The organism is Edaphobacter sp. (assembly GCF_035763405.1).
In the GTDB taxonomy this organism is placed as follows: Bacteria; Acidobacteriota; Terriglobia; order Terriglobales; family Acidobacteriaceae; genus Edaphobacter.
In genome coordinates this window covers 17,531-28,942 of the sequence record NZ_DASUBE010000043.1, presented here as the reverse complement: position 1 = coordinate 28,942, position 11,412 = coordinate 17,531, and the positions used below count along the sequence as shown (strand labels likewise).

The following is an 11,412-nucleotide window of genomic DNA, read 5'->3' as shown; positions in this document are numbered from 1 at the left end:
GTCATGTCGCCGGTGCCGCAGCAGAGGTCGAGCACGACGGCTTCGGGGCGCTCAAGCGTTTTGCGAAATGCGTGGGCGGTGCGGTTCCACAGCCAGCGGTCGAGCCCGAAGGTGAGGATGTGATTGGCGCGGTCGTAGGTGGGAGCGATGGCGTCGAACATCTCGCGCACGTTCTCGGCTGCGGTCGCTTCGTCTGTTGCGCCGACGGGTCGCGCTCCTGTGGAGAGTTGATGTTCAGGCTGCGTTTGCTGCGTCATGGCTTGTGCTTCGATGAGGCATCGCGACGCATCGCGGCGAGCATGGATTCCGTGGCGGCGAGCAACTCGGCTTCGGTTACGTCGCGGACGATGCTGGTTGCGCCTATGCCTTTGGGCAGGACGAAGGAGCGGATGCCGCTGCGGTTCTTTTTGTCGCGGGCGGTTAGGGCGACGAGCTTTTGCGCTGTGGCTTTGAACGGCGAGAGCAGGCCGTAGCGGAGGATGAGCTGCTTCATGCGCTCAGCTTGCTGCGGGGTGATGGTCTTGCGGGCCAATGCTACGTTGAGCGCGGCGATTGAGCCCCAGCCTACCGCTTCGCCGTGCAGAAGCTGCTTGTAGTTGGTGGCGGCTTCGATGGCATGGCCGATGGTGTGGCCGAAGTTGAGGATCATGCGCAGGCCGGACTCTTTTTCGTCTTTGCTGACGACATCGGCCTTGACGCGCACGCTGGCGGCAACGACATGTGTGATGGCTTTGGGTTCGGCTGCGAGGATGGCGGCGGCGTTCTTCTCCATGTAGCTGAAGAGCTTCGCGTCGTAGATGATGCCGGCTTTGATGGATTCCTGCAGGCCGGCGCGGAGTTCGGCTGTGGGCAGCGTGCCGAGCACGTCGGTGTCGGCCAGCACGGCTTGCGGGTGATGGAAGCTGCCGATGAGGTTTTTTCCGGCTGCGAGGTTGGCGCCGGTCTTGCCGCCGATGGAGGAGTCCACCTGCGCGAGCAGCGTGGTGGGCACCTGCACGTAGCGGATGCCGCGCATGTAGATGGCCGCGAGAAAGCCGGTGAGGTCGCCGATGACTCCGCCGCCGAAGGCGATGAGCAGCGAGTCGCGGTCTGCCCCGCTGGTGGCGAGCTGCTGCGCGAGCGATTCGACGCTGGCCATGCGCTTGTGGCGCTCGCCTGCTGGAAGAAAGAGTATCGTGGGCGATTCTTTAAAGCTGGCGAGAAACTGCTTCTGCCAAAGGCCCCATATCTCGGGCGAGGTGACGACGAAGGGGCGGAAGGGTTTGCCCTGATTGAGCTTTTCGAGTCGCGGGCGCAGTGTACGCAGCAGGCCTGAGGCGATGGTGACGTCGTAGGTGGCGGAAGGCGTTTTGACTGGAATGACGGGCACGATGTCTATCGTATCGTTGTCCGTTCTCAGTTGTCAGTTCTCAGATGGAGGCATACAGGCAACTGGCAACTTAGAACCGACAACCGATCTCTGCTTTCCTAGTAGCATCGAGGTATGGAACAGGTCGACTTTCTGGTAATCGGGGCGGGCATTGCGGGTTTGAGCGCGGCCATTCGTCTGGCTGCGGTGGGTAAGGTGCTCGTCGTGACGAAGGAGGAACTGGCCGAGTCGAACACAGCCTATGCGCAGGGCGGCATTGCCGTAGCGATGGGCGGCGATGAAGACGTGGCGCTGCATCTGGAGGACACGATTGCGGCTGGAGATGGCCTGGTGAATCGCGACGCCGCGGCGGTGCTGGTCGAGCAGGGACCGCAGCGGGTTGAAGAATTGTTGACGTGGGGAACGGGCTTTGACCGCGAGAACGGCGAACTGATGCGCACGCGCGAGGGAGCGCACAGCCGCTCGCGCATTCTTCATGCGAACGGAGATGCTACTGGGCGTGAGATTGCGGTTTCGCTGTTGCGGCACGCGCGCGAGATTCCGGCGATTGAGTTGATGGAGTGGACGACGAGTGTCGATCTGCTGGTGGAGGGTGGTCGCGTTGTGGGTGCGACGCTGCTCGACGGAGAAGGCGGTCTGCGCGTGGTTCGGGCGCGCGGGGTGCTGTTGGCGAGCGGAGGCGCGGGGCAGGTTTATAGCGATACGACGAATCCTGCAGTGGCCACCGGCGACGGCATTGCGATGGCTTATCGCGCGGGTGCGGCGGTCAGTGACATGGAGTTCTACCAGTTCCATCCGACGGCGTTTGCGATGAAGGGCGCTCCGAGGTTTCTGCTGAGCGAGGCGTTGCGCGGTGAAGGCGCGTATCTGGTGAATGCGAAGGGCGAGCGGTTTATGGAGCGGTATCACCCGCTGCTGGAGCTTGCGCCCCGCGATGTGGTGGCGCGGGCCATCACGATGGAGGGCATGGACGGACCGGTGTATCTGGACATGCGTCATGTGAAGAAGGACCTGAAGGCGCGGTTCCCGGGCATCTCGGCGTTTCTTGCGAAGTATCAACTGGAGTTGGGAAGGGATTTGGTTCCGGTGCGTCCGGCGGCGCACTACCTGATGGGCGGCGTGAAGACCGATGTGCAGGGGAGGACTTCGCTGCCGGGTTTGTATGTGGCTGGCGAGGCCGCTTGCACGGGCGTTCACGGAGCGAACCGGCTGGCAAGCAACTCGCTGCTGGAGGGGCTGGTCTTTGGCGCGCTGGCGGCTGAGACGATGATTGCAGAGTGCAGGGATCAGGGATCAGGGACCAGGGATCAGGACATTGCTGCTCCTTCCGGTACAGTTACGGGTGATGCGGCTACGGAGAAGTGGATTCAGGAGCTGCGTGCGTTGATGTGGAAGGATGCCGGCCTGCTGCGCGATGCGGCAGGGCTGGAGCGAGCGAAGCACGGCTGGCTGGCGCTGGCTCGGACGATTCCGCGAGGACTGTCGCGGCGTGAGATTGAGGCGCGGAACCTGCATGTCGTTGCCGGGCTCATCATCGAGTCGGCTCTCGGGCGCAAAGAGAGCCGAGGCGCGCACTTTCGCAACGATTTTCCGCAGCATAGCAAGGCGGCGCGGCACTCGGTGATGGAAAAGGGCAAGCTGACATTAGTGGGTTGAGGAAAACGGATCCCTCCGCTTCGCTGCGGAATGACAATGCGAAAGGGAGCAACTGAGGTATGGGGCTTTTTGGGAAGAAGCTGAAGCAGGAGCATAAGGTGATGTTGCAGGCGGAGCGCGCGCAGGGTGCGCTGCTCGCCGAGTATCATCGCGCGACGCCGGAGTGTCCGCGGCCTGAGCGGTGGCACATGTACGACTCGATGACAGCCGAGGCCGAGGTGCTCGAGTTCCTGCGCACGCTGATTACGACCGTGAAGCCGGAGCTGGTGGTCGAGACCGGCTCGTTTCTGGGCGTCAGCACACTGTGGATCGCCGAAGGGTTGAAGGCGAATGGCTTTGGCAAGATCATCAGTTGCGAGTTCGACCCGACCGTCTTTCAGAAGGCAAAGGAGAAGGTCGCGGCGTCGGGGCTCGGGGAGTGGATCGAGCTGCGCAACGAGTCGAGTCTGGAGATGAAGGTTGAGGGCACGATTGATCTGTTCTTCTCCGATAGTGATATGCCCATCCGCGAGCAGGAGGTGAAGCGGTTCCTGCCGCAGATTCGTCCGACTGGCTTGATTCTGATGCACGACGCCAGCTCGCACCTGAAGGTCGTGCGCGATGCCGCCTTCCGGATGGAGGCCGAGGGGTTGCTCTCATGCGTGTTTTTGCCTACTCCGCGCGGGCTGGTGGTGGCGCAGAAGCGCGAGGGGCGTAGCTGATTGTATACAGGGAAGATTTATAACCCTTGATATGCAATGACTTGCAACGACTTTCTTTTGCTGATTTTGTTCCGCCTGACCCTCTCCTCACGATGAAGGATTGTCGGCGCCTTTCGGCCCGGCTTTCAAAAAATCGTTTGGAGGGATGAAATGCAACTGAAGACTGTACTGCTTGCTGCGGCTGTAGCTTTACTGCCTGCGGGTATCTGCCGGGCAGATAACTTCTCATTTACCGGAAACTTCTCCAGCATCAACGAGGTCCAGGAGTTCACCTTCACGGTGGGCTCGGGATCAGACGTCGTGTTGCGGACCTACTCGTATGCGGGTGGGACCAATGCTGCCGGACAGGTGATTGCCGAAGGTGGGTTCGACCCCATCCTGGCGCTGTTTCAGGGCACCGGGCCGTCTGCGGTCAAGATTGGCCAGAACGACGACGGCGGCGGCAGCGTGCCGGCCGATCCGGTCACAGGAACGCACTACGACACGTACCTAGAGGTGAGCGGGCTGACCCCGGGCACCTACACGGCGACGATCCAGGACTACGCGAACTTTGCAATTGGACCGACGCTGGGCGACGGCTTCACGAACGGCGCGCTGACCGGAGGCACATACATTGATGCAACCGGCACCAACCGGGACAACCACTGGGCGTTCGATGTGCTGGGTGTCGAGTCGGCGTCGAATCCGACGGGCAATTCACCTTCGCCGGTGCCGGAGCCTTCATCGTTGCTGCTGCTGGGCAGCGGCCTTGTAGGTTTTGCCGGTGCTCTTCGCAGGGCTTGACGACATAGCCTACCGAACCAGGATGCGGGCAGCGAGAGCTGTCCGCGTCTCTTTGAGTGGAATTTCTGCGTATCTTCTTTAGATTTCTGCTTGTCTTCTTTAAAAAGGATGCGGGCCGCGATCGAGCTGCGACCCACTGCCAGTTTGTCAAAGGAGAACGTGGTGCTGTTTTTATGCTTCGTCGTTCGAGGTAAACCTGCGACGTACCACTCCGGCAGCGCCGAGCAGACCGGTCGCCATCAGTGAGAGGCTCGCGGGCTCCGGGACGGGGCTGAAGTTGACGGTTCCGCTGGCGCCGGCGACGCTGACTCCGAGAAGGTTCAGTGTGCCGAGGTTTGAGCCGTCGATGTTGATATTGCTGATGCCGAGACCCAGGTTGATGTTCGCGGCAACCGCAGCATCAATCGACGCAATCGGAAGCGTGAGATTGGTGAACGAGAGCGCGAGGTTCTGGCACGGAACTGCCGGGCCAATGACGACAACCTTAGCGCAGACATCGGTGAAGTTGAAGACGCCCAGCGTGCCGAGGGCATCCAGGTAGGTGGCGGTGACGGTCGAGGTAGTGGAATTGAGCAGGTTGCCGTCGGACAGAAGCCCCAGCGTCTCATCGACGTAGGTGAAGTTGTATCCGTTGGCGATCGGCGTTCCGACTACGGTTGTGCCGTTAATGACGAGATTGACACTGTCGGCGTGAAGACTGGCGGTTGCGAAGAGGAAAGTAACCAGAGCGAGAAAGGCGGTAACAACTTTCATGGGTGTATCTCCTTGTGAACCGGATGTTTGCAGGCGCCGTGCCAAACTATGACTTTAGTCTGATTAATGTGCATGAATATGCGCTAAGTATGAGATTTTGTGCATAGTTGCAAGTGGCGTAAATTTTGACGTGTCGCCTTTTGGAGTCCAGGAAGAGCGGAAACTGCCGGACGACTTCCTCAGAGGCTGGAAAAAGAAGAGTCCGGAAAAGGAAAGAAAGTCTCCCCAAGAGTGGAAAACCATTTCCCTCCTGAATAGAAATTCAGCGCAATGGGAGGTATATAGATACCGGTAATGTCTGTATATCAATGGTTACAGGTGGAGGGCGGTCGCAATGCTATTTATCGATCCGGCAATTTTTACCTGGTCGGGTGGGCCTTCATGGCCAACGAGGCAGCGACGGTCAACGACAAAATGGCCGCAATGATACCGAGCGAAAGCAGGGGGGCAATCTCGAGCCAGGGCGCGGAGATCATCTTGAGGGCTGCGAAGGCCAGGACGGCGGCCAGGCCAAGGTGCAGAAAACGGAGTGTCGTGAGCAGGGGGGCCAGCAGGAAGTAGAGCGAGCGCAGTCCCATGACGGCCATGATGTTGGACGTGTAGGCCAGGAAGGGGTGGCGGGTGATGGAGAGCACGGCGGGGATAGAGTCGAGCGCGAAGACGATGTCGGTCAGCTCGATGGCGACGAGGGCCAGCGCGAGGACGGTGATCATGCGCTGGCCGTTCTCGATGACGAAGAAACGGTCCTGCCGCAGGCTGACGGGGTGGACCTGGGAGAGCCACTTGATCCAGCGAGGGGTATGGGTCTCCTCGTCGGGGCTTTTGGGCAGCAACAGCCGGATGGCCGCAAATAAAAGGACGGCTCCGAAGACATAGCTGATCCAGTGGAAGCGGTCGAGCAGGCCGAGCCCGGCGGCAATGAAGGCCCCGCGCATGACGATGGCCCCACCTACCCCCCAGAACAGGACCCGGGGCTGGTTGGCGGGTTCGATCTTGAAGATGCCAAAGAGGAGTAGGAAGACGAAGAGGTTATCGATAGAGAGCGACTCTTCGATGGCATAGCCAGCCAGGTATTGCGTGGCGGACTCGCCGCCCATGGTTTGGAAGATAAAGAGGCCAAAGGCGAGCGCGGCGACGATCCAGATCGTAGTGGCGATGATGGAGGTGCTGCGGATCTTTGTCGGGCCCTGATGCCGAACGTAGATCAGCTCAACCGCGAGCAGGATAAGGATGGCGGAATGAAAGCCGATCCAGTGACTGAGGGGCGCCGATGACATCCTGCATAGGATGCTACAGGCTGGAGAGGGAAGCTGCACTCAGGCCAGGACGCTGAAAGGTGGCGCGGAGGGAAAGACCGTGGGCCTTTTCGCTGCTACTTCGTGACAACGAAAGAATATACGCTGTAGAGCGCGAGGGCGAGAAGAACCCAGAGCAGGGAAGACATGAGTAGTCCACGCAGGATAGCGCCAATGGGGTGAAGGTCGAAGAAGCTGGTCGGATTTTGCTCAGGCCAGCCGGACGTGGAAGAAGTCTTCTGCATGCTTGTGAACTGCATCTGGTTCACCTCGATTCTGAACTTGAGCGTATCGGCGGCTGTGGAATAACCGCTATCCCCTTTCAGAAGCATGCGATGCGACGTTTGGGTGAGCACGGAGGAGCCGAAGCTGGTCAGCTCATCGGCTGGATTGATGACAGACTTCAGGGTTTGGGGTAGGATTTTGCGGTGGTATGGACGGCCGTACGGAAAAATCTGATTTCTGGAGTGTCTATGAAGACGATGATTCGGTTGATGGCAGTGGCAGTTGGGCTCATGTTCGCGCAGATGGCAGTGGCCCAGGCAGCACCCGCCGGTTCGACAGGCGTGTGTAGGGACGGTAGCTACACGACGGCTCCCAGTAAGAAGGGCGCTTGCCGCGGTCATAAGGGAGTGAAGACGTGGCTTGCCGCGGACACGGGCGCCGCAGCAGCGCCGGCAAAGAGCGAGAAGGCGTCGAAGGCAGCAGCGGCAGCTCCGGCAGCGGCTCCCACTCCGGCAGCAGCCCCCGCTCCGGCGGCAGCTCCGGCAAAAGCCGCCAAGACGTCGCATGAGTCGACCTCGACGATGGCGCAGGCTCCCGGCGGCGGCGCTGGCATGGTCTGGGTCAATACTGCGACCAACGTGTATCACTGCGCGGGATCCAAGTATTACGGTAAGACAAAGGCAGGATCCTATATGACCGAGGCGGAAGCCAAGGCCAAGGGGGCTCATGCCGACCATAATCATCCTTGCAGCAAGTAGGCAGGCGTCTCCGCTGCGCGCTTTGCAGGGCTGAATCGGGTGGATAGCGGGAAGGTGAAAACAGAGCGTTTTGCTGCGCCCCCGGGCTTGAAGGGCCTGCGGGGCGCATTTTTTCGGGCGGCCCAGGAGCGTACAGAACGTCGAGATGCGAAATTTCTTGACAAATATCGCGTGATGGGATTTAGATTATGTCTCCGGATTTTTAAACGATTAAAAAGCAAGTACTCAGGAGGCTCAAGATGCGCGCGAACACATTTGACAATAAAACCGCACGGATTTGCCTAATCAATGCAAGTAAGACGATTTCAACGGCAGTCAGATTTAAACGTTATGAAAATGAACCCTCCCCGCTGGCCATCTCGTTTCTGCACCTGATTCCGCTGCTCGCTCTCGTCTGCCTGCTCTTCTCCAAACCGCTTCGGGCCCAGACCGCGACCGGATCGATTACCGGAAGCGTTGTGGATCCGAGCGGCAGCGTCATTGCCAGTGCTCATATCGATCTGGTGAACAAGGACACGAATGAGTCGAGAACGGCGATCACCAACGACCGCGGTTATTACTCGCTTACGCTTTTGCCGCCGGCAAATTACAGCCTGAGCGTCGAGGCCCCGGGGTTCGGGGGGTACAAGCAGGAGAACATCCGCCTCAACGTCGGCGACGCGCTCACGGTCAATGCAAGGCTTCAGGTTGGCCAGGTGGCCACGCAAGTCACCGTGACGGACCAGCCTTCGGCGCTCCAGACGGAGACGTCGTCTCTGGGGCAGGTCATCGCCAACAAGACCATCGTCGATCTGCCAGTCAACGGCAGAAACAGCTACAGCTTTGCGGCGCTGGTACCGGGCGTGCTTCCGTCGGCCGGTTTTACGCAGACGGCGTTCGATGAATACAACGATCAGTTCATCTCGATCAACGGCTCACGCCCCAACCAGAACGTCTTCCTGCTCGATGGAGGAGCGAACACACAGCCGGCGCTGAACGGGCCCGGGTTCTACCCCAGTATCGACATGGTCGATCAATACAAGGTCCAGACGAACAACTACAGCGCGGAGTTTTCGAACACCTCCGGCGGCATCATCAACGTGATTACGAAGTCCGGTACGAACCGCGTGCATGGTTCGGTGTATGACTTCTACCGCAGCACCGGTCTGAACGCGAACAACTTCTTCGCCAACCAGGCTGGCCTGGCGCGGGCCCCATTCCGCTACAACCAGTTTGGCGGAACCGTAGGCGGGCCCATCTACCGGGACAAGACGTTCTTCTTCTTCTCGTATGAGGGGCTGCGGTGGACGCAGGCTGTGACCACGACCGCGACCCTGCCCACGGCAGCCGAGCGCGCAGGCGACTTTTCCGGCACAGGCACCGCGATCTACGACCCCTTTTCGACGGTGCCCGACCCTGCGCATCCCGGGCAATACATCAGGACGCAGTTTTCCGGGAACAAGATACCGTCGAACAAGATCGATACGGTGGCGAACAATCTGCTGGCCTATATTCCTCTGCCCAATCAGGCTGGCGCGCCTGCCGGAGCGACGAACTTCATCTCCAACTCAAGCTCGCCTATCAACAAGGACGACTACTCGATCAGGATCGACCACGCGCTCACTTCCGCGTCGAAGCTCTTCGGGCGCTACTCGATCTCAACGACGCACCAGATACGGCCTCCGGTCTTTGGCAACACGCCCAACTTCAAGGTGAGTTCGCCCATCCTTGGGCCCGACACGTTGCGGCAGATGCAGGCGACCATCGGCGACACGACCGTCATCAACTCGAGCACGGTGCTCGAACTCAACTCCAGCTTCGTCCGCTTCCACCTGGCGCGGACGCCTCCGGGGCTGGGATTTGATCCAACGCAGTTGGGCTTCCCCTCGTACTTCTCTGATCTTGCCAAGAAGACCGCTCCGTGCTTCCCCACGGCGATCATCGGTGGGCTCGGAACCGCTGAATCGATTGGCAACGTCGGCTGGGGCGGACTGCTGGGGCAGTTGTGCTGGATCGGCATTCTGAATGATGCGAATCAGGTCTTCCACGAGGAAGGGAACCTGACCAAAGTGACGGGAACCCACACGCTGAAGGTGGGCGGCGACTTTGGAATCGGCATGTTCACGACGGCGCGATTCAATAACGGTGCCGGGTTCTATGTCTTTGGGCCGGACTGGACCGGGGGACCGAATCCATTTGCCGAGGGGAACACGGGCGTGGGGTTCGCATCGTTCCTGCTTGGCGCGGGCGACTTCGGCTTCAACTACACCGGAGGCCCGAACGAGATTAATAGCTTCCGTTATTACGGCGGCTACTTCCAGGACGATTGGAAGGTGACTCCGCACCTGACGTTGAACCTGGGATTCCGCTACGACTACAACACGCCGTGGCGAGAGCGCGATAACCGGATTACCGGATGGGACCCGACCTCGGCTTCGCCGTTGCAAGTGCCGGGTATGCACCTGGTGGGCGGGCTGAACTTTCCCGGAGTCAACGGCGTCTCGCGCTACCACTTCAATCCGGACAAGCGAACGGGCCTTCAGCCGCGCCTTGGCTTTGCTTACGCAATCAACGGCTCAACGGCGCTCCGCGGCGGCTACGGCATCTTCATGGGACCGGCGGTGGGCAGCGGATACAACAACAATGGTGTTCCCAGCACCGGGTTCATCGGCAGCACGCCGTGGGTGACGACGCTCAATGGTGTGAACCCGCACAACCTGCTGAGCAATCCGTATCCGCAGGGTTTCACGTATGCCACGGGCAGCAGCCAGGGCCTATCGACGGATATTGGTCAGTCTGTCGTCGGCATGGCGCGTGATCGCAAGACCTCGTATGCGGAGCAGTGGAATCTCGATCTGCAGCACACATTCCCCAGACAGATACTTGTGGATGTGGCCTATGCGGGTAGCCACGGGGTCCACCTCTATGGCGATTACAACGCCAATCAACTGCCGGACCAGTACCTCTCGATGGGAAGCAAACTGAATGATCAGGTTGCCAATCCATTTCAGGGATATATCACCTCGGGTGCGCTCAGCGGGCCGACAGTGGCGCGCAGCCAGCTTCTGCTTCCATATCCGCAGTTCACCGGCGTGACGCTTGGCGACGGCTCCTACTACGGAGCATCCACCTACAACGCGCTGGAGTTGAAGGTGGAGCGACGATTCGCCAATGGGTTCAGCCTACTCGGTTCGTATACATGGTCCAAACTCATGGACAATGTGGGGGCAACGACGACGGGCTTCCCGGGCGGCAACTTCGCCGGCGGAAACGTTCAGGACTGGGACAACCTGCGGAACGAGTGGTCTCTGGCTACATTCGATACCCCGAATTATCTGGCGATCAATGGCATTCTTGACCTCCCCTTCGGCAACGGCAGACGTTGGGCCAATAAAAACGGCTTCGCCAACTATCTGGTTGGAGGATGGCAACTGAATGGAATTGGGACTGTGCTCAGTGGCACTCCGCAGCAGGTTTCGATGGCCGCCAACACGCTCTTCAACTACGGAGGGACGCAGCGCGCGAACTGGACCGGCAAGAATCCCACGCTGCATGGGTCTGTCTCCAAGCGGCTGGATCAGTACTTCGACGTCAGCGCCTTCAGCGCGCCTGCGGCGTTCACCTATGGCAACTCTCCGCGCACGCTGGGCGACCTGCGCGCGCCGGGAGTGGCCCGGCTGGACCTCTCAGGAGTCAAGAACACGCCGCTCGCCGAGGGCTGGACGTTGCAGTTCCGCGCCGAGGCGTTCAACCTCTTCAACCATCCTCAGTTTGGGCCGCCGGATACGACGCTCGGCGATGGCTCGACGGGGAGAATCTCGTTCCAGGTCAACGATCCGCGCGAGTTGCAGTTTGCTTTGAAGTTGCTGTTCTGAAGGCGTTCCATCGTTCCA

9 protein-coding genes are annotated in these 11,412 nt (G+C 60.0%); 5 read left to right on the top strand and 4 right to left on the bottom strand.

Annotated elements, in window-relative coordinates:
- A partial coding sequence (locus VFU66_RS03970) for a class I SAM-dependent methyltransferase (RefSeq protein ID WP_326444940.1) occupies nt 1-257 on the bottom strand: 257 nt, incomplete at its 3' end.
- On the bottom strand, nt 254-1,369 hold the full coding sequence (gene aroB / locus VFU66_RS03965) for a 3-dehydroquinate synthase (protein WP_326444939.1): 1,116 nt from the start codon (nt 1,367-1,369) through the stop codon (nt 254-256). The genes aroB and VFU66_RS03970, both read right to left, overlap by 4 nt.
- A 114-nt stretch (nt 1,370-1,483) precedes the next feature.
- Between aroB and nadB the strand changes: the two genes are divergently transcribed.
- The 3 genes from nadB (at nt 1,484) to VFU66_RS03950 (ending at nt 4,509) form a co-directional block, all read left to right on the top strand.
- A complete protein-coding gene (gene nadB, locus VFU66_RS03960) occupies nt 1,484-3,025 on the top strand; it encodes an L-aspartate oxidase (RefSeq protein WP_326444938.1) in 1,542 nt (513 codons plus the stop codon).
- 59 nt (nt 3,026-3,084) lie between these two features.
- Nucleotides 3,085-3,726: an O-methyltransferase gene (locus VFU66_RS03955; RefSeq protein WP_326444937.1), complete on the top strand. Its 642-nt coding sequence runs from the start codon at nt 3,085-3,087 to the stop codon at nt 3,724-3,726.
- 150 nt (nt 3,727-3,876) lie between these two features.
- Entirely contained in the window at nt 3,877-4,509 is a 633-nt protein-coding gene (locus VFU66_RS03950) for a DVUA0089 family protein (RefSeq protein WP_326444936.1), read from the top strand.
- Between the two features lie 171 nt (nt 4,510-4,680).
- Here VFU66_RS03950 and VFU66_RS03945 read toward each other — a convergent pair whose 3' ends face one another.
- Together VFU66_RS03945 and VFU66_RS03940 are read right to left on the bottom strand one after the other, a co-directional pair.
- Entirely contained in the window at nt 4,681-5,262 is a 582-nt protein-coding gene (locus VFU66_RS03945; protein ID WP_326444935.1) for a PEP-CTERM sorting domain-containing protein, read from the bottom strand.
- A 359-nt stretch (nt 5,263-5,621) separates the two neighbouring features.
- Nucleotides 5,622-6,539, bottom strand: a complete 918-nt coding sequence (locus VFU66_RS03940) for a TerC/Alx family metal homeostasis membrane protein (protein ID WP_326444934.1) — start codon at nt 6,537-6,539, stop codon at nt 5,622-5,624.
- 491 nt (nt 6,540-7,030) lie between these two features.
- On the opposite strand from VFU66_RS03940, the gene VFU66_RS03935 reads away from it, so the two are divergent.
- Both VFU66_RS03935 and VFU66_RS03930 read left to right on the top strand, forming a co-directional pair.
- Nucleotides 7,031-7,540, top strand: coding sequence for a DUF3761 domain-containing protein (locus VFU66_RS03935; protein ID WP_326444933.1), 510 nt, complete (start codon nt 7,031-7,033; stop codon nt 7,538-7,540).
- A gap of 239 nt (nt 7,541-7,779) precedes the next feature.
- Complete coding sequence (locus VFU66_RS03930) at nt 7,780-11,394, top strand: TonB-dependent receptor (protein ID WP_326444932.1); 3,615 nt, start codon at nt 7,780-7,782, stop codon at nt 11,392-11,394.
- The last annotated feature ends 18 nt before the right edge of the window (nt 11,395-11,412 follow it).

Coding starts and splice junctions, on each gene's coding strand:
- VFU66_RS03945 (WP_326444935.1), bottom strand. CDS start 5,262: ATGAAAGTTGTTACCGCCTTTCTCGCTCTGGTTACTTTCCTCTTCGCA.
- nadB (WP_326444938.1), top strand. CDS start 1,484: ATGGAACAGGTCGACTTTCTGGTAATCGGGGCGGGCATTGCGGGTTTG.
- VFU66_RS03950 (WP_326444936.1), top strand. CDS start 3,877: ATGCAACTGAAGACTGTACTGCTTGCTGCGGCTGTAGCTTTACTGCCT.
- VFU66_RS03940 (WP_326444934.1), bottom strand. CDS start 6,539: ATGTCATCGGCGCCCCTCAGTCACTGGATCGGCTTTCATTCCGCCATC.
- VFU66_RS03955 (WP_326444937.1), top strand. CDS start 3,085: ATGGGGCTTTTTGGGAAGAAGCTGAAGCAGGAGCATAAGGTGATGTTG.
- VFU66_RS03935 (WP_326444933.1), top strand. CDS start 7,031: ATGAAGACGATGATTCGGTTGATGGCAGTGGCAGTTGGGCTCATGTTC.
- VFU66_RS03930 (WP_326444932.1), top strand. CDS start 7,780: ATGCGCGCGAACACATTTGACAATAAAACCGCACGGATTTGCCTAATC.